Genomic DNA, 18,403 nt, shown 5'->3' with positions numbered 1-18,403 from the left:
GGCACCACAGTACGAAGCCAAGAAGGTCAGGAAACTGCCGCCCGTGCCGAAGGTCGATCCCTCCGCGCAGGCGACGCCCGGGCCATGCCGGTCGATATCCGCAATTCCGTCCAGGACAGCAGCCAGGACAGCGCCCGCGACACCGTCCAGGCCGCCGTCCGCAACGCCGTTCAAGGCCTCGGCCACGCCATCCGCCCTCGCACCGGACACCGTCTCGACAATGCCTTGCTCGTTGCCGACGAGAACGCCGTCCACGACACCGTCGGGAACGGTGTCACCGACGAGGACGCCGTCCACGACACCGTCGGGAACTCCGAGCAGAACACAGTCGCCCAACCCGAGCCGGTCCTCAGGGTCGCAGCAAGAAGATGGCATTTTAGGTTGATCAGATCATGCCAGATGTTCGACCGTCTGCCGCGAAGTTACGGTAGTCGATCATAAAACCCATGCGGTGGCCAGATTTTTCAATACCATTCACGCGGTCACGCAGGCAGAGTTCTGCTACCTGGAGTGCCGGTCAAGCAGCGCGGATCCCATCCATGGCCACCCGTACAGGCCATGATCCAGGTTGGTTTGTCGTTGTGTACGCTTTTTGGCCGCGTCAGCATAACAGCGGACAGTCACCACCGGCTGCCACGGGAGCGGAAACCGCTGTTCCCCGCCCGGGGCAGGCCCAGCCATGGCAGATCATCACCACCCCGTGGCCGGGTACGTCTGCCTACCCGTACACCATCGAGAGTGGATCCCGCGCTTTCACATGGCTGCGAGTGTGACCGGCCCGGTATTCGACGGGCTCCGGCCGCGCTATGCGGCAGGGGCCGCGGCAGGTACCGCGTGACCAGCAGGAGCGGGGATTTCCGCCTTACCCGGTCGAGCCGGCGGCGGCGCAGTCGGCGCAGGTGCCGTAGATCTCCAGGGTGTGGGCGACGTCGGTGAAGCCGGCGGCCGCGGCGACGCGGTCGGTCCACGCCTCGATCTCGGGTCCTTCGACCTCGACGGCCCGGCCGCAGCGGCGGCAGACCAGATGATGGTGATGGTTGTCGGTCGCGCAGCGGCGGTAGAGGGTCTCCCCGTCGTCGCGGCGCAGCACGTCGACCTCACCCTGGTCGGCGAGGACCTGCAGATGCCGGTAGACGGTGGTCAGGCCGACAGCCTGCCCCATGTCGCGCAGGTGGGCGTGCAGGTCCTGGGCGCTGGTGAAAGCGTCGATCTCGGCCAGCGCGGCGCAGACGGCGTCTCCCTGGCGGGTGGCCCGGACGGTGGTTCCGCGGCCGAGTATGGCCCGGCGTCCGCCGCCACCCGGCCCGGCACGCGATGGTTCCGCGGCGGACGCGGCCCCCCGGGACGACGCCGTCGGGGCAGGGGCCGCTCGGCTGGATTCGGCGCTGGGCACAGCCTTCACTCTCTCACCGTACGGCGGCCGAGGCCCCGGACGACGGGTCTCTGTCATGGTCAGGGAGACGAAACGGTTTCGGCGCGGGTGTCTCTTCCGTCGCCCGCGCCGCCCGACACCCCTCAGCCGTAGGTGGAAACCGCTGCTGCCACGCCGTTTTTCACCTACGGCTTGCGCGGCCGTAGGTGAAAAACGCTGTCATCGTGACCTGTTCCACCTACGGCTTCCGCGGTGGGGCGGGCAGCGCTGCGGCGTGGCCCGGTCCTCCGGTCGGCGTGGCCCGGTCCTCCGGTCGGTGTGGCCCGGTCCTCCGGTCGGTATGGCGCACGGCATCGTCATCTTCGGCCTGGTGCCGTTCCTGGCTGGCGCAGGTTCCCGATCGGATCCAGCGTGGCCACGGTTGTCCTCGTCGAGCCCGTGCGCGAGACCGCCGAAAACGCTGATATCCGGCAGCATCCAACGGATCGGACGGATCTGGCCACGGTTCCGCCGCCTCTGGATCCGGCCGGATCAGCGTGTCTCCCGGGAGCCGGTCAGCCCGCCGGTATGTGCTGCGGTTCGAAGGTGGGCCGGCCACCCTGGCGGTGGACTGCCCCCCCCCTGGACGTAGGCGGTGAGGAACCTGCTGATACGGCCCACGGCGTCGGTGAGGTCGTCCACGTCCGGCAGCGTGACGATCCGGAAGTGATCGGGCCGCGGCCAGTTGAAACCCGTGCCCTGCACAACCATGATCTTCTCGGTCAGGAGCAGGTCCAGGACGAGCCGTTCGTCGTCGGTGACCGGGTAGACGTCCGGATCGAGCCGCGGGAACGCGTACAGCGCCCCTTTCGGCTTCACGCACGACACGCCCGGAATGTCGTTGAGCAGCTTCCACACCACGTCCCGCTGCTCGCGCAGGCGGCCACCGGGCAGGACGAGGTCGCCCGCGCCGCCGTCGTCCTCGAGCGCGGCCCGCATGGCGAACTGGCCCGGGACGTTGGCGCACAGCCGCATGTTGGCCAGGATGTTGAGCCCCTCGACATAGCTGGACGCGTGCGTGCGCGGGCCCGAGAGCACCATCCAGCCGGAGCGGAAGCCGGCCAGCCGGTACGCCTTGGACAGCCCGTTGAACGTCACGCACACGACGTCCGGAGCGAGGGCCGCGGTGGAGACGTGCTCGGCGTCGTCGTAGAGGATCCGGTCGTAGATCTCGTCCGAGAAGATCATCAGATTGTGCCGGCGGGCGAGTTCGACGATGCCCTCGAGGATCTCGCGGTCGTAGACCGCGCCGGTGGGATTGTTCGGGTTGATCACTACGATCGCGCGGGTGCGCGTGGTGATCCTGCTGGCCAGAGCGTCGAGGTCCGGCATCCAACCCGCCGACTCGTCGCACAGGTAGTGGACGGGCCGCCCGCCGCACAGGCTGACCACGGCTGTCCACAGCGGGTAGTCCGGCGCCGGGAGCAGCACCTCGTCGCCGTCGTTGAGCAGCGCCTGCAGCGACATCATGATCAGTTCTGAGACGCCGTTGCCGAGGTAGACCCCGTCGGGGTCGATACCGGTGATGCCCTTCCCGTTCGCGTACCGGACCGCGGCCGTGCGGGCGGAGAGCAGGCCCTTGGAATCGCTGTAGCCCTGTGCCTCGGCGAGGCCGTTCACCACTGCCTCAAGGACCGCCGGCGGCGCGTGGAACCCGAACGGCGCCGGGTTGCCGATGTTCAGTTTGAGGATGCGCTGACCAGCGGCTTCCAGCTTCGTCGCCTGGTCCAGGACGGGGCCCCGGACGTCGTAACAGACGCCGGTGAGCTTGTCGGACTGGGTGAACTCCATGAACCAAGAGTAGGTGCAGCGTCCACCGGGTTTTCTCGCCCATGACGAGTGGGCCACGCTTTTCGGAACCTCGGGCACGCACAGTGCAGGACCAGCGGCCAACGGCGATACGATCATGTTTGTGGTGTGTCGCTGGCGGGCGGGCTTTCCGGGCCATGCGGGTTTCCTGGTCATGATGGGTTGAAGGCGGGATGGCCGGGTGTTTGCGGGATCCGGTCCCGTCGGGTCCGGGTGCTCCGGAAACCGGTCCCGATGGCCGGGATCCCGACGCTCCGGAAGGCTTTCGGCCTGGCAGGCCCGCGGGCCCGCAAGCCCGCCTGGTCGCCGGACGCGGTGGGCCATTCGGCGCGGACCGCTCGCGGTTGTGGGCCCCGTGCCCAGCCGTGATGCCCGGCCACGGCGTCCAGAGGATCATTTTCGATACCGGCCGTGTTCGAGGATGGCTGGCTCCCGGACATCTGGGCGGCTATTCGGCGCGGTGCTGTGACAGCTGCTGCCGCGGCCGCTGGTGTGACAGGTGCTGCGGGCCGCCGCCGTGGTAGGTGATGCGCAGCTTCTCCGGGGTGAGGGTGGCCGCCGCTGGTCCGGAGCCGAACTGGCGGCGGTTGAGCAGCCAGACGCTGTCGCAGGTCAGATGGGCCAGCGCGAGATCGTGCGTGGACATCATGACGCTGGTGCCGGCCGAGCGCACGGCTGCCAGCGCGGACAGCAACGCCTGCTGGGACAGGACGTCCACGCCGTCGAACGGCTCGTCGAGCAGCAGCAGACGTGGCTGCTGGGCGATGGCACGGGCGAGGAGCACCCGCTGGCGTTGCCCGCCGGGCAGCGTCTCGAACCGCTCCCCGGCATGCTGGGCGAGCCCGACCGTTTCCAGGGCGCGTGCCGCGATGGCCCGGTCCGTGCGGGTGGGCCGCCGCACCCAGCCGAGCGAGCGGTAACGACCCATGAGGACGGCCTGGGCGACGGTCACCCGCGGGTCGGGCCCGAGCGCGTCGACCTGCGGGACGTAGGCGACCCGGCGGCGGGCCTGCATCGGTGGGCAGCCGAGTACCGTCACCGATCCGCTCACCACCGGGGCAAGCCCGAGCAGCGCTTTCATCAGCGTCGACTTCCCGGCGCCGTCCGGGCCGATGACGGCCACGGTGCGGCCGGCTTCGACCGTTCCGTGGACGTTCTCCAGAACCGGGATCCGGCCGTAGGCGACCGTCGCCCGGTCGAGAACCACGGCCGGGAACGTTCCGCATCCTCGCCTTTCATCCGGTCCGGCCGGTGAATCGGATATGACCCGCGGATCCGACGCGGCCGGACCGATGGGGCTGTCAGGCCGGGCTGGCCACCAGGCGGCCGTGACCACGTCCTGCTCCGCGGGGCCCACCGGCCATACGGCTGATTTCCTGAATGTGGAGCTCGACAACCACCGCGTTGCCTCGGTCATGTTCCGAGACGGTACGACCACCGGACGCGTCCGGCATTGCGGATTGCGTCCCCACCAGTCATCTCACCCGCACAGGCTGATGCGGTCCACGCGGGCACGAACGGCCACGGACCCGCCGCCACGGCCCCGGACTGTGATACCGACCGTATCCAAAAAGGTCATGACAGCGGATATTCGTGACGGCTGGGTGCGGATTCGGCGTCGATCGTCGTGGGTGACGGTCATGATGTGCGGTAGATGATGCTGACCCGTCGGTTCTGGCCACGGCCCGCGGCGTTCTCCGAGCCGTCCGGGTTGGTGTTCGGCGCGACCGGGCTGGCGGCGCCGTGCCCGGTCGCCGAGACGAGGACGCCGGGCGGAGTCTTCGGACGCAGCAGGTTCGCGACGGCGTCCGCCCGTCGCTGGGACAGGATCACGTTGTACGCGGGCGTACCGATGCTGTCGGTGTAGCCGTTGACGATGACCGTGCCGGTCGCCCTGACGAGCTGTGCCGCGATGCCGGCCAGCTGTTCGCGGGCCGCCTCGGTCAGGTTGGCCGAGTCGAACGCGAAGAGCACGTCCGAGCTGATCGTCACGACCACGCCCGCACCGTCACGCCGCTCGGTGCGCAGTGCGACGACGGACCGTTCGATGTCGATCGGCTGGATCGCCGCCGCCGGATCGATCTCCCGGATCGACTCGGTGATCGCCTGGTCGGTCACCGTGGGTGGAGCTGTCGAGGCGTCCGTCGCGGCGTGGGCCGCCGGCGCGCACAGCCACGACAGCACAGCGGTGACCAGCGCCGACACGGCCACGCCGAGACGGGCCGGCACGGGCCTGGCCGGCGCGGGACCGGGCCGTGCGGGGCTGGCCGGCACGGTCGGCGTCCGCACGGGGATCACCGGCCGACCGGGACGTCGTCGAACAGCAGCCGGTCGTCGGCGTAGACGTCGAGTGCCCGTACGTCCGCGGGCGGTGCGGCAAAGGTGTACGAGGCGCTGACCGGGGTGTTGTTGACGGTCTTCGTCCTGGGGCCGCTGGCACCGAGCTCGACGTTGCGGCTGTCCTGGACGACGAGGTAGCGCTTCAGGTTGACGCTGTCGACCAGGGTCACCGCGGGGCTGTGCCCGTCGAACATGTCGAAGACCGAGATCTCCTTCTCCCGCGGGACGCCGGTGTATCTCGGCGTCCACAGCAGGGTGAGCGTGCTCAGCCGCCCGTCCGCCTTCAGGCCGACCAGGCCGGCCTCGACCGTCCCCGAGATGCTGCCGGGCGCGCGGAAGCCGGCCGTCCGGCTGGCCACCGGGACATCTGCGGAAGCCACCTGGCCCGTCTGGGCCGTACTGGCGGGCCCGGGGGCCGCCGTGCCGCCGGCTGCGGGTGTACCGGGCGAGCCGGACGAGCCGGAGCAGCCCATGGCGAACAGCGTGATGACGCCGATCAGGATGGTGAAGGTGGTGACCGGCGTCAGCCGGGTTCTCATCCGGTGGAGCATCCGGGACCTCCCGCATGGATGCGACGACTGTGCGCGATCCCGATTATGCGGACAGACCTGGGCCCACGGCCCGTCGACGGTCAGCCTGTGGACAACCGGCCCGTTGACGGCCGGCTCTGTGGACAACCGGCCCGTTGACGGCCGGCGGCCGCGGTGCCGGGCAGGCCGGCCCGGCCGCAGAGGCGTTCGTAGGGCAGTGTCAGCAGAGTGTGACGGGCTCCGGCGATCACGGTATGGGCCCGGCCGGGTGTCGCTTCCTCGAGCGGTGTCAGTGCCGTCACGATACCCTCCGCTAAAGTGTGGTTGCCTTCCATTAAGTAATGCTAACTTAATTAGCAGTCGATCTGTGTGCAATGGAGCGGCAACGGATCGTAAAAGATCACACTAAGTCATGTTGATCTCATTGACAAACATGCTGGCGCTGCTGTAAAGGCGGTGAGTGTGCGTGGACGCTGCCCGCCGCTGCTTCCGAGGCGCTGAAGCCGTTCAGGGCGTCGGCGGGGCCGGGGTCGCGGAGCGGCTCCGGGGCGATTCCGGCCGGCGCCGCCTGACTCCGATGATGAACGGTTTTCAGTTGGCTATAATACGCGAAGTGTTGATTTTGGATGACGGTTCGAGTGATGGTTTGAGCGAAGTTGTTGATCCAGGACAATACATGAACAACTACTGTGGAGAACGGTCGCGATCCGCTGGGTTGACGGAGGCCGTCGGCGTTCTGTAAGGTCTCCGGCCGCATGAGAAGGATTGCGATCATCTGGCCTCTGGTCGGTAGGCTGTTGGAGCCTCCGGACTTCCCAGGCTGGCATCCGGACCTCCTGGATCGGCCTCGCCGATCCGGCGGGAGCCCCGGATTCGGTGGGAGCCCCGAGCGCGAGGAGGAGCATGATCATGCGGCCTTTGGTCAGCTGGCCATCAGGTGTTCCGCGACGTCGCGGCCTCGGCGAGGAGGTGCTGGGTGATCTTCAAATGGGTGGGTGACGGTCGCCCGTATCCTGATCACGGGCTGAGCCAGCGGGAGTGGGCGGCGATTCCGCCGCGCCAGGTCAGGCTGGACCAGTTGGTCACCACCAAACGGGTGCTCGCGCTGGACGTCCTGCTCGACGAGGACTCGACCTTCTACGGGGATCTGTTTCCCCACGTCGTCGACTGGGACAACACGCTCTACCTGGAGGACGGTCTGCACCGGGCCGTCCGTGCGGCGCTGCAGCAGCGCAACTCGATCCATGCCCGGGTGCACGTTCTCCAGCAGCCCCAGCAGGAGGCGGGCCCGGCGTCCATAGCCGGTTCCCGGCTCGGGGTCAGTCCCCGCTGATCAGATAGGTGGTGAAGGTGTCGTCACCGACCTTGCCGAAGATGTGCGGCGGGCAGTCGTCGGACGGCTTGTAGGCGACGATCGGCCTCCACACGGGCAGACGGGAAACCTCGACGAGGGAACCACCGGCGAGGTCGCGGGCCTCCGCCAGGGTACGGTCACGCTCGTTGCTCCGTTCATACCACGCCCCGCACCAGCGGATCTCCTTGGGCCTGCTCGTCCACGCGGGAGTGTGGAAGAACCACAGCAGGTATATCTCGCGGAATACCAGGGCCGTCACCAGGATGGTCAGCAGCGCGCGGACGAAGTTCCCGGCCCGGCCTGACGCGAGAACGGGGCTCACAGCACCAGAAGCCTAAAGCGTCCCGGACGGATCTTCAGTAGCGCATGCGGGTGTGTCCGTCCATCAGGGGTGAACAGGTCATACCGGGTTTCCGCGGGCGGCGTGGCGCGAGGGACACTCAGTTGTCGTCGGGCCAGGCCAGGCCAGGCAGGCTGGGCTGGCCTGGGCCAGGTTGGGCCGGGCCGGGGCGCGGCGGTCGGCTTTCAGCCCATTCAGAGCTGTTCCGGGAACGCGTCGGCGTATGGGCCGCCCACGGTGACCTGGTCCCCGGTTCTGATCGTGCCGTCGGAGCGGACGGCGGCATACACCCCGCAGTTGATGTGCCCATAGTGGGCCTGTAGTTCCTTCGGAATCCTGATGTCACGCTCGCCCGTCCGCGGGTTGACCGTGGTCGCAGCGCACCGGCCGGTGGGGACGAGCGCTTTGACACGTACCTCGCCGAGGTGGATCTCGCGCCCGGCCCAGTCCAGTTCCGACCAGGCATCGACATCGTCCACATAGATGTTCGCCCGGAAGCGCAGGTGATGGACGTCCGTTCCCAGCCGGTCCGCGATGTCACGCACGGAGGCCAGGTTGATGATCGAGATGGCCCGCATCATCTCGGTGGAGACGACGGAGACATCGGTGAACCGGTGGCCGCCGGAGCCGGCCACCAGCCGTGGCCGGCCTCCGTGCAGGGTGTCGGCGAGCAGCGTCGCGAAGTAGTCCTCCACCGCCGCCCGGCCCCGCGTGCCGCCCAGGTCGGCGGTCAGTTTCCGGTCCGGGTGGTCGAGGGTGAGCAGGCCGGTGGCGGTGTTGTACCGGCTGGCGACGCGGGCCAGTTCCGCGTCCTTCGCCAGCGTCAGGAAACACGTCTTCGGCAGGGGCTGTGGATGCGCGTCGTCGAGAACCGTCTCGGGTCTTGCCAGCGCGTACACCCGGTCCATGGGGAGGCCTTCGCTCGCTGACAGCGCCATCGAGTCCAGCGCCTCGGCCGACAGGCCCTTGATCGGATAGCGGTACAGGCGGGCGATCCGGGGCACCCTCCCGACGCTACCGGCAGGGCCGGCCCCCGACGCAACGGCACCGGTGATGACGTGCTGGCCAGGAACTCCAGAGCGCCGGTCAGGTAACCATACGTATCCCCACGTATCCATCCGAATGGTGGCAGGTTTCGATGGGCGCCGGCCGCCGGAGAAGATCGGCGCGAGTTTGTCGTTGTGTACGCTTTTGCGGTCAAAAAGCGTACACAACGACAAAATTTTCCGGATCATGGCCTGTACGGATGGTCGTGGATGGGATCCGCGCTACTTGGCGCGGCGCTCCGGACTCCGCCGAAGGCGGTGCGAAGATTTTTTCGTGCTGCCGGAGGCCGTGGCTGATAGAGCCGCGGGCGGCGCGAAGGTTTCTTGTGCCGCCCGCGGCTCACCGCTGATCAGGAGGGGTGGTCAGGAGACGGTCGTGTCGCGGCGGCGTCCGCCACGCAGGGCGGCCGCGCCGGCTCCGATGCCGATCAGGCCGGTGACCAGCCCGGCGATGCCCAGCCCACGGGCTGTGCCGTCGGAGTTGTCGACGCTGTTCGACGCCGCCGTGCCGGTGCCGGCGGAGGGCGCGCCGGCCGCCGAGGCGCCGTGGGCGTCCGTGCCGCCGTGCGCGTCCGCGCCGCCGCCGGAGGCCGCGGTGAGGGTCAGGGACGGTGCCGGGTGCTCGGGCTCGTCCTGACCGGGCTGGGCCACGTCGATCCAGCGCACGACCTCGCCGCTGCTGTAGGTCTGCAGGGTCTTGAACGCGATCGTGCCCGCCTTGGCGGGCAGCGGCCCGGCCGAGACGTTGAACACGGCGAACTCACCCGGCTTGATCGCGGTGTCGGCGGATGACGCGGTCCAGGTGATCTGCGAGACCACTTCGGAGACCGACCCGTCGTCGGTCTTGATGGGCTCGGCCAGCTTGGTCCTGGCGACCTGGTAGGTCCAGCCCGGGTGTGGCTCGACCGACACCGAGCTGATCGGGGTGTCGGTCGGGAACTGGACCTCCAGCTTGGTCGTGGCGGCGTCGTCCCGTTCGGTCGGGATCTTGAACGACAGGGTGGTGTAACTGCCGGCGACCGCTGTCTTCGGCTGCACGGTGACGTGCGCGGACGCCGGCAGCGCAAAGGCGATCACACCGGTGAGGGCGGCGCCGAGCACGGCGATGCCACGGGTGGTGCGGGACATGCTGGTCCTTTCGGAAAACATTCTTGTCGCAAGCGTCGCGACAGCAGTTTTGTGTTTCCCTGTTGATCAACAGGGATGTATGCGTACGGGACGTCGCCCCGGATCCGCGCACACCTCACCCGTGCGGACGGCGGACCCGGCCCGGCACGCCGAGGCCGACCGGCCTGACGCGGGCCGGCTGGCGGTCCACACCGGGCAGCCAGCACCGGGCAGCCAGCACCGGGCAGTCCGCGGGCATGCCCGCCGCCGCCCGGATCCGACAGACACGGATTCGGGCGGCGGGTGTACGTCGGGCCAGTGCTTGCCGGCCCGGCCGGCCTGGCGGCGGACAGCCGTCCACGGGCAGGGCGGGACGCGGAGTGGGGTGACGTGCGGCGGCTACGGACGCGTGGCGATCAGGCAGGCCTGGCCGCGGCCGAACCCGCGGGTGGGGGCGGCCGGCGGCGGCCCGCGTCGTCCGCCGGCGCGGACGAACAGGCAGCCGCCCATGGACGCCGATGGCGCGGCCACGGCGAGCGGGCGCCCACCGGGCATGCCGGGGGCGTGGGTGGCCGCCGGCCCGATCGTGAGCGGGAGGCCGCACCGCGCCGCGAACCGGTGGACGGCCCGCAGCAGCCTGCCGGCATGACGGGTGAGCGTCCCGAACCGGGCGGCCGCCGACCGCAGGACGCTCGTGTTCCACAGCCCCTTCTCGGCATGGCGGAGCATGCCGGCGACGAGCCCGGCCGCCACGGCGTGCATGGCGCTCATCACGGCTCCGTCGTGCAGGACCGCGTCGGGGGCCATGCTGGCGCCATGTGCCGTGACCGCGTCGTGCGATGTGATCGAGAACGTGGCGTGCAGGACGATCTGGGTCAGGCCGACCCCGGCGAGCACGGCGATGGCATGGCGCTCCTGCCCGGCAAGTCCGTACGCGATGCGGGTGACCAGCCCGAGGGCTCCCAGGATGATCAATATCGACGGCCGGTGACCATCGGCGGCGGTGTGCCCCGCCACGGCGAGGCAGACCGAGGAGCCGGCGAAGACGGACGCGCGCATGCCTCGCCCGGCAGCCGTCCCGGCGACAGCGGCTGTTCCGGCGGCGGGCGTCCTGGCGACGGCGGGCGGCGCCGTGCGCGCGTTCACGGTGGTCAGCCTGCCACATCCCGCCGAGCGGGGAGCATGTCGGTCGCTTCCCGGTCGTCGTGCGGCAGGTCGTCGTGCGGCAGGCCGGCCTGCTCTGGGCCGTCCCGTCCCGCGTCGCCGCTGTGGTGGCTTTCCTGGCCGGCGCTGTTCTGGCCGGCGCTGTTCTGGCTGGTATTGTCCTGGTTCGTCCCGCCTCGCTCTGGGCCGCCCTGGCCCGTACCGGACGGTCCGCGTGACGCGCGACGGCGGGACGCCAGCGCCGTGGCGCCGAGCAGGCCGAGGCCGATACCGATGGTGACCGCGGTCAGCGTCCGGGCGAGGCCCATCGGCCCGGCGATCGGGGCGCTGGACCGGTACAGCACATCCAGGTCGCCGAAACCGCCGGTCACGGCGATGACGAAGCCGGCGCTCCCGGCGAGGTAGCGGCCCGCGCTCGCGCGCCGTACCAGCAGGACGGCCGCGGCCAGCCCGAGCAGCCAGGCGGCCATCTCGACGATGTTGCCGTAGACGAACCCCGACAGCCGGCCGCTGGCCCGGGAGCAGGCGATGAGCGCCGAATGGGTGACGTCCACGCCGACGATCGCTGTCACGGCCACGGCCAGCACGGTGTCGCGGCGCCGGTACAGCCCGCTGGCGGCGGTCGCGGCGGCGGTCGCCACGGCGAGGACGAGCCACGGCACCGGCGACGGCCCGGGAACCCAGTCGAGGGTGCCGGTGGCGAGAACCGCCTGGTCGTCCACGGTCAGGGGGATCGTCCAGGCGTAGATCTGGTGGAAGCGGCCCGGGGCGGCCCGCACGGCCGGCGGATCCTGGGTGCCCATCCAGTGGGCGCGGTGGTCATGCCAGACGATGGTCCGGCTATCGGCGATCCTCTCCCAGCGTGGGGCGGCCTTGGCGGCCCCGCTGTCGCCGGCTGGGGCGGTGCCGGGCGGCCCGTACCGGTCGCGGTTGAGATATGTGGCGGGTGACAGCGTGTTCTGCCAGACGCCAGCGGAATCCACCCGCAGATAGGGCTCGTCGTCGTACCCCTTGACGACGACCGTGTGGTTACCGGTGACGGTCAGCCGCACCCGGCTGCCGTTCTCCACGGGCACGAGGCTGACGCCGTCCACCGGGGGCTGCGGACCGGTCACGGTGGTGCGGAAGTTCGTGGCCGAGGCGCCGCTGACGGAATGCGCCTGCGCGGGCCCGGCGGCAAGGACGAGCCAGCAGGCCACGGCACCCAGAAGCACGAGCGCACGCCGTGACACGCTGGCCGGCCGGCCCCGGCCGGCCAGCCTTTCGCCGACGGCGTTCACGGGGCCTTCATGGGCGCGCGGTCTTCATATGGCCGGATTCTAGCCGGCCGATGAGCGGGAGCCGGTGATTCCTCGTCCCAGGGAGATCACGGAAAACCGCTCGGTGGCCCACGGGAAGTGGATTTATAGATCTTTGAAAGAGTGCTCGGAGGGCCCCGGAAGGCGCGGCACGCCCGGAAGTCGCCGACGGGCGGGGGATGTCCCCGCAAGGCTTCGAGGTTTCCGGGAACGCCACGGGGATTCCCGCGGTGCGTTCCCGGCCGGAGCGGTCGCCGGCTCCCGGCAGACCTGCGCCCGGCAGACCTGCGCCCGGCAGACCTGCGCCCGGCAGACCGGCTGCCGGGGGCGGCCATGGGAATCCGCGGCCGGCCGCGGATTCCGGCGTCGTCGTCGTTCGCGGGCGGTGGGGTGGACACTGGGCCAGTGGTTCGGCTCCAGATGGGTATCGGGCCGGTGTTCCGGTCCAGGACCGGCATCGGGCCTGTGGCCCGATCCCGGGTTGGCGCAGGGCCGCTACGCCGGCCCCCGGCTGGCGCAGGGCCGGTGCTTCGGCCCCCGGCTGGTGGCGGCGTGTCACCGTGGTTTGGCGCCGGGTGGCGTTGGCGGCGTACCGCGCGTCGCCTCGGCTTCCTGTTCGCGGCCGTGCTCGTGGCCGTCGTCGGGACGGCTGTGCCGGCGTCCGCGCATGCCGTGCTCGAGGGCAGCGACCCCGCCGGGGGGTCGAGCCAGCCGGCCGCGCCGTCGCGGGTCACGCTGACCTTCAGTGAGTCGGTCACGGTGAACGCCGGCTCGATAACGGTCATCTCCGCATCCGGTCAGCGGGTGGACGACGGTGCCGCGCGGCACGGGCAGGCCGGCAACGAGGCCGTGGTGGGGATCCGTCCCGGGATCGACAACGGAACGTACGTGGTCAGTTGGCATGTGGTCTCCGCGGACAGCCACCCGGTCTCCGGCGGTTTCTTCTTCGGGGTCGGAGTGGCACCGGACGCGGCGGCGGCCGCGTCGGTGCCCACGACCGCCCGTGGCTCGGTGGTTGTGGGCGTGCTGGCCGGCGTCGCCCGTTTCGCCGCTTTCGCCGGGCTCGCCGTCCTGGTCGGGGCGGGCCTGTTCCTGCTGGCGCTGTGGCCGGCCGGGCTGGGGCTGCCAGGCCCGCGGCGCCTGCTGTGGGCGGGGTGGGGGGCCACCTTCGGCTCGTCCGTCGCGCTGTTGCTGCTGCAGGGGCCGTACGGCGCCGGTCAGGGCCTGTCCGCCCTGTTCCGCTGGGATGCGTTGTCGGCCACCCTGCACGGCAGATACGGGCATCTGGTGCTGCTGCGCATCCTCGCGCTGCTGCTCGTGGTACCGCTGCTGCGTACGGTCATGGCGGGTCACCGGCGCTCCCTGCTGGAGCTGGCGGGGCTCGCTCTTGTCGCCACGGTGACCCAGAGCGCGGCCGGGCATGCGGGCGCCGGTGACGACGCGTGGCTGGCGACCGCCAACCTGACCCTGCACCTGCTGGGTGTCGCGGCCTGGGGCGGCGGCCTCACGGTCCTTGTGATCTTTCTGTGGGCCACCTCCCGGCGCGTTTCGCGGGACGGCCGGCAGCCTCCCGGCGACGACGTCGAGGTGCCGGCTGCCCGGGCCGCCGAACTCGCCGAGGTCCTGCCGAAGTGGTCACGTGTCGCGATGGCTGCTGTCATTGTGATCGTTCTGACCGGCGTCTACCAGGCATGGCGTGAGGTCGGCTCGCTCTCGGCGCTGGACACCACCTACGGCCGTCTGCTGCTGGTGAAGCTCTGGTTCGTGGCGATGATGATCGGATTCGGCTGGTTGGGGCACAACCGGATCGCGCGCCAGTACCGGCTGCCCCGCGCCGTGCCGGCCGCGGACGCCACCGCGGACCAGGCTGGCAACGGGGCCGGCAGCAGAGCCGGCAATGGGGACGGCAACGAGGCCGGGGAGCAGGCCGGCAACGAGGCCGGGGGTGCCGCCGTGGGAGCGGCCGGGGGCAGCCGGGGGAGTACGGCTGTGGGCGTGGCCGTCCGGGCCGCGGACCGTGGGCCAGGGCTTTCCGGATCCGCCGGATCCGCCCCGCCGGCCCGGTGGGAAGCCGGGATTCACGTGAGTCGTGGCCGCGCCCTCCTCGGCCTGCTGACAGGCCGGGCAGCCGGGCCGCCGGCGGCACGCGGAAAAAATGATGTTGCCGTCGGCCCGTCGGGGGACGCGTTCTCGCCGGCCCCGCCGCCACGTCCCCGGATCGGCGAGGGCGCGTTGGCGCGGCTGCGCCGCGGGGTCGTCCTCGAGGCGGGAATCGCCGCCGTGGTGCTCGGGGTGACGGCCGTGCTGGTCAACTCCGTCCCGGCGCGGACGTCGTACGTCCCCCCGTTCTCCGACACGGTCTTCGCCGGGCCGCTGACCGTCCAGGTGGACATCACCCCCACCAGGCGTGGTCCGCAGACCCTGCACGTCTATGTCTTCGGTCCCGCGGGGAAGGCGCAGCCGCTCGCCGACGCGTCGGCCGCGCTGTCACTACCGGACGCCGGTGTCGGCCCGCTGCCGGTGCCGCTCACCCGGGTGGCGCCCGGCCATGTGATCGCTGAAGGCATGCAGGTCCCGCTCCCGGGCATCTGGCAGCTCCGCCTGACGCTACGCGTCAACGACTTCGACCAGTATGTGACGACCCTCTTCTACCGGGTCCGTTAGCGCGTCGGCCGGGTAACCGGCCGGGTGACGCGGAGCCGTTCCGGAACCGGCCGGAAACTCGTGACCGGACGATTCGTGACCGGCCGCTGTCGGGTCACGAAGGCGGCCGAGGAACTGCCGGGAGAACGCCAAGAGGGTGGGAAACGGCCGTCACGGCGGCTGTTTCCCAGTCCCTTGTTTTCCCGCATGGCCGCCGGGATGATTTTCGGGGAGGCCGCGTGGTGACACCACGTCACCGTGGCCGGCGCGGTGGCCGGGCGATGACCGGATCCTGGTGGGTCAGACCGAGGCCAGGGGTGCGCGGGTGGTCGCGGGCTCTTCCCCGTCCGCCGGGCCGCCGGATGCCGGCGGGCCCGCGGCCGTGGCGCTGATCGACGGATTCGCCGTGGACGTCTCGCCCGGGCTGGTCGGGCTGCCCACGGGCGGGCCGGTCCCGGCGCTGCTGGACGGAGTGCCGGGGCTGGTTGGCTTGATGGTTGCCGTGGGCACCGGCCCGGTCGGGGTCGCCGTCGCCGTCGCCGTCGGCTGGGGTGGTTCCACGATCGTCGTGGGTGGGGCGTTGACCGGCGGTGGAGCGGCCGGGCCGGTGGCGCCGGCCGGGGGGAGCGCACCGTCGTCGAGGGAGAGCTGGGACGACACCAGCGCCACCCCGGCCGGCTGCCCGAAGTCGGACGTGGCCGGCCCGGTGCGCTGGGCGGACGGCTGCTGGGCGGATGGACCACCCACCGCGGAGCCGATCGGTCCCGACGATCCGGACGCGGGCGAGGGATCCGGGGAGAAGCGGCCGGGCTCCTCACCGGACGAATTCGGTGTGATCACGGCGGTGCCGGGGCGGCCGGCGGTGGTACCAGGCGCCGCGGTGGGCCAGTTGACCACGGCGACGACACCGACCGTGGCCATGACCAGCAGCGATGCGGCGGCCGCCGCGACCGGCCGGCTGCGCCAGCGTGATCCGGCTTCCGGAGGCTCCCCGCCGGGGTACCCGGGCGCCAGCGGCACGACCGCGCCCGCCTTGCCCTGGCCCGGCCTGCCCAGGCCCGTCGTCCCGCCCAGGCCCGGCCCGGCTGGGACGGGCGGGGCGCTCTGGCCCCTCGCCGGGCTGATGGCCAAGGTCCTGTCGATGCCCGCCGGCTCGGTGTGGGCCGGTGGCTGGCCCGGGGCGGCCACGCTGTCGTAGGCCGCATCGCTGTAAGCCGCGCCGTCGTGGGCCGCGCCGTCGTAGGTGGTACCGACGGCGGCGCCGTAGGCGGTACCGACAGCGCCGGCGGGGCCGGCGGCGTGGACGGGGCCGGCGGGGCCATCCACGGCGTCGCGGGGGATGACCGCTGTGCTGTTGTGGCCGGAGCCGAGCGCCTGGTAGCGGGTGCGGGCGGCGATGTCGCGGGCGGTGGCCGCCGCGGCGGCCCGGTCGAAGGTGCGCGCGAGCCCCTCCCGCAGGGATGCCGGTGCCGCCACTATCCGGGTCGCGGCGAGCATCTCCTCGGGGGTGATCCCGTGCGGTACCGGGGCTGCCTGTACCTGCGGCGAGCCCGACCAGGCCAGTGAGCTGCCGCGGGCGAGTTCCAGCAGCCACGAGTGCAGCCGGCTGGGATCGCTGAGCGGGCTGAGACGGCTACGGGCGACGAGGGCGAACGCCGTGCCCGCGGCGGCGTGCGCGACGGTCGGCTCGCCAAGGATCAGCAGGCACACGGAGAAGACGTCGTCGGCGTACCGGTCGTAGAGATCGTCGAATGCCTGCCGCTGGCCATGCCGAATCCGCATGACGATGTCGGCGTCGATGTCGGCGTCGATGTCAGCGTTGGCGCCGACTGCCGGTCGCTCCGGTCGCAGCCTCCCGCCGAAGGTGGTGTGGTCGATGCCGCCGTCCATCAGTGCACTCTCCCGGATCCCCCATCGGTGATTCCCGTCGCAGCCGTGCTCTGACACGGACGGAGTGATATCACCATCACTCTTTACGGTAGAACGTCCCGGTCATCTCATGCGGAACCTTGGGAAAACTTTGTTGTCACATGACGGACTCGTAACGCGCCAGGCCTGATCCACGCCGTCCCCCCACCGCCGTCCCGCCACCGCCGACGAACCGGCGGCGGCGGGACGGCTGGTGGCAGGGCAGTGCGGGAGCGGCCCTCGGGCCGCCGCCCGGTGCCGGGAGGGGAGCGGCTCCCGGCCGGCCGTTCCCGTGGCGTCGAGTGATCAGGACGGCTGCTGGGCGAGGGTCACCTCGGTGGTCTGCGTCTGGCCGTTGCGGGTGTAGGTGACCGTCACCTTGCTGCCGATGTCATGTGAGCGCACGGCGGCGATGAGGCCGTCCACACTGGTGATCCGGCGGTCCCCCAGCTTGGTGATGACATCGCCCGGCTGGAGCCCGGCCCGCTGCGCCGGCCCGTCGCCCACCAGGTTCTCGACGGTGGCACCGGTGCCCTCACCCGTCGGATCGGACGGGCCCGCGCCCGCCGTGGACGCGCTGACCCCGAGGTACGGATGCCTCGCGGCGCCCCCGGTGATCAGTTCTTCGGCGATGGACTGGGCGTAGTTGGCCGGGATCGCGAACCCGACGCCGATGTTGCCGGACTGCTGCTGGCCGCCGAAACCACGGCCGCCCGATCCCACGGTGGCGATCGCCGAGTTGATGCCGATCAGCTCACCCCTGCTGTTGACCAGCGGGCCGCCGGAGTTGCCCGGGTTGATCGGGGCGTCGGTCTGGATGGCGTCGAGAACCGCGTTGCTGTCCTGGACGTCGGTGTCGCCGGTCCGCACCGGCCGGTGCACGGCGCTGACGATGCCCGAGGTCACAGTGCCGTTCAGGCCGAGGGGGCTGCCGACCGCGACCACCAGTTCGCCGACCGCGAGCGCGTCGGAGTTACCGAAGGTCGCCGGCTTCAGGCCGGTTTCTTCGATCTTGATGACTGCGAGGTCGGAGCTCGGGTCGGCACCGACGATCTTCGCGTTGTAGTCCTTGCCGTCCTGCGTGCTCACGCTCAGCGAACCGCCGCGCGCGGCGTCGGAGACCACGTGGTTGTTGGTGAGGATGTAGCCGTCCTGGCGGATGATCACCCCGGAGCCGGTGCTCCCCTCGTTGCTCCTGGAGGCGGCGGAGATCGTGACCACGCTCGGGAGGATGGCCTGCGCCGCGGCCGACACCGTGCCGACCGCGGCCGGCGACGTGCCACCCGAGCCGTTGTCGGTGCTGCGCAGCAGTCCGCCGGAGGACACCACGGTCTGTCCGTTGTCGTTGTTGCCGGCCACCAGCGCCCCCACGCCGCCGCCCACCCCGGCCGAGAGCAGCGCGAGCGCGACCGCGGCGGCGGCCAGCCGGCGGCGGTGCGGTGGCCCCGACGGC

General features: G+C 71.0%; 16 protein-coding genes. 2 read left to right on the top strand and 14 right to left on the bottom strand.

The annotated features are described in order from the left end of the window. The 7 genes from NBW84_RS12460 to NBW84_RS12430 all read right to left on the bottom strand — a co-directional run. On the bottom strand, positions 1 to 297 hold a 297-nt coding region (locus NBW84_RS12460; protein ID WP_250284727.1), incomplete at its 3' end, for a hypothetical protein. Positions 298 to 862: 565 nt separating this feature from the next. Continuing rightward, on the bottom strand, positions 863 to 1,393 hold the full coding sequence (locus NBW84_RS12455) for a Fur family transcriptional regulator (RefSeq protein WP_445548584.1): 531 nt from the start codon (positions 1,391 to 1,393) through the stop codon (positions 863 to 865). Between the two features lie 510 nt (positions 1,394 to 1,903). Further along, positions 1,904 to 3,202, bottom strand: a complete 1,299-nt coding sequence (locus NBW84_RS12450; protein WP_250284729.1) for a pyridoxal phosphate-dependent aminotransferase — start codon at positions 3,200 to 3,202, stop codon at positions 1,904 to 1,906. Positions 3,203 to 3,668: 466 nt separating this feature from the next. Beyond that, positions 3,669 to 4,427, bottom strand: coding sequence for a metal ABC transporter ATP-binding protein (locus NBW84_RS12445; protein WP_250284722.1), 759 nt, complete (start codon positions 4,425 to 4,427; stop codon positions 3,669 to 3,671). 431 nt (positions 4,428 to 4,858) lie between these two features. Beyond that, positions 4,859 to 5,509 carry an OmpA family protein gene (locus NBW84_RS12440; protein WP_250284720.1) on the bottom strand — a complete coding sequence of 217 codons (651 nt, stop codon included), beginning with the start codon at positions 5,507 to 5,509 and terminating at the stop codon, positions 4,859 to 4,861. A gap of 5 nt (positions 5,510 to 5,514) precedes the next feature. Continuing rightward, a complete protein-coding gene (locus tag NBW84_RS12435; RefSeq protein WP_250284719.1) occupies positions 5,515 to 6,099 on the bottom strand; it encodes a hypothetical protein in 585 nt (194 codons plus the stop codon). Positions 6,100 to 6,511: 412 nt separating this feature from the next. Beyond that, the gene (locus tag NBW84_RS12430; protein WP_250284716.1) at positions 6,512 to 6,865 is read right to left on the bottom strand and encodes a hypothetical protein; all 354 of its coding nucleotides are present in this window, start codon (positions 6,863 to 6,865) and stop codon (positions 6,512 to 6,514) included. A gap of 201 nt (positions 6,866 to 7,066) precedes the next feature. On the opposite strand from NBW84_RS12430, the gene NBW84_RS12425 reads away from it, so the two are divergent. Further along, positions 7,067 to 7,423 carry a type II toxin-antitoxin system VapB family antitoxin gene (locus NBW84_RS12425; RefSeq protein WP_250284714.1) on the top strand — a complete coding sequence of 119 codons (357 nt, stop codon included), beginning with the start codon at positions 7,067 to 7,069 and terminating at the stop codon, positions 7,421 to 7,423. Here NBW84_RS12425 and NBW84_RS12420 read toward each other — a convergent pair. The 5 genes from NBW84_RS12420 to NBW84_RS12400 form a co-directional block, all read right to left on the bottom strand. Then, positions 7,410 to 7,766: a hypothetical protein gene (locus NBW84_RS12420; protein ID WP_250284712.1), complete on the bottom strand. Its 357-nt coding sequence runs from the start codon at positions 7,764 to 7,766 to the stop codon at positions 7,410 to 7,412. The genes NBW84_RS12425 and NBW84_RS12420 overlap by 14 nt on opposite strands. Positions 7,767 to 7,978: 212 nt before the next feature. After that, complete coding sequence (locus NBW84_RS12415; protein WP_250284710.1) at positions 7,979 to 8,788, bottom strand: MOSC domain-containing protein; 810 nt, start codon at positions 8,786 to 8,788, stop codon at positions 7,979 to 7,981. 405 nt (positions 8,789 to 9,193) lie between these two features. Next, positions 9,194 to 9,958 (bottom strand): YcnI family copper-binding membrane protein, encoded by a 765-nt coding sequence (locus NBW84_RS12410; protein WP_250284708.1) that lies wholly within the window; start codon positions 9,956 to 9,958, stop codon positions 9,194 to 9,196. Positions 9,959 to 10,336: 378 nt separating this feature from the next. Next, positions 10,337 to 11,083, bottom strand: a complete 747-nt coding sequence (locus NBW84_RS12405) for a hypothetical protein (RefSeq protein WP_250284706.1) — start codon at positions 11,081 to 11,083, stop codon at positions 10,337 to 10,339. Positions 11,084 to 11,088: 5 nt separating this feature from the next. Then, complete coding sequence (locus NBW84_RS12400) at positions 11,089 to 12,381, bottom strand: hypothetical protein (RefSeq protein WP_250284704.1); 1,293 nt, start codon at positions 12,379 to 12,381, stop codon at positions 11,089 to 11,091. A gap of 570 nt (positions 12,382 to 12,951) precedes the next feature. Between NBW84_RS12400 and NBW84_RS12395 the strand changes: the two genes are divergently transcribed. Continuing rightward, positions 12,952 to 15,063 carry a copper resistance CopC/CopD family protein gene (locus tag NBW84_RS12395; RefSeq protein WP_250284703.1) on the top strand — a complete coding sequence of 704 codons (2,112 nt, stop codon included), beginning with the start codon at positions 12,952 to 12,954 and terminating at the stop codon, positions 15,061 to 15,063. Positions 15,064 to 15,342: 279 nt separating this feature from the next. On the opposite strand, the gene NBW84_RS12390 is transcribed toward NBW84_RS12395, so the two are convergent. Then, positions 15,343 to 16,932: an RNA polymerase subunit sigma gene (locus NBW84_RS12390; protein ID WP_250284701.1), complete on the bottom strand. Its 1,590-nt coding sequence runs from the start codon at positions 16,930 to 16,932 to the stop codon at positions 15,343 to 15,345. Between the two features lie 324 nt (positions 16,933 to 17,256). Further along, positions 17,257 to 18,403 (bottom strand): trypsin-like peptidase domain-containing protein (locus NBW84_RS12385; protein ID WP_250284700.1); only part of this gene is annotated, 1,147 nt, incomplete at its 5' end.

The sequence above is a fragment of the Protofrankia sp. CiP1_Cm_nod2 genome, assembly GCF_920664355.1.
GTDB lineage: Bacteria > Actinomycetota > Actinomycetes > Frankiales > Frankiaceae > Protofrankia.
The sequence above is the reverse complement of the archived record's forward strand: the minus strand, read 5'-3'. Positions and strand labels throughout refer to the sequence as shown.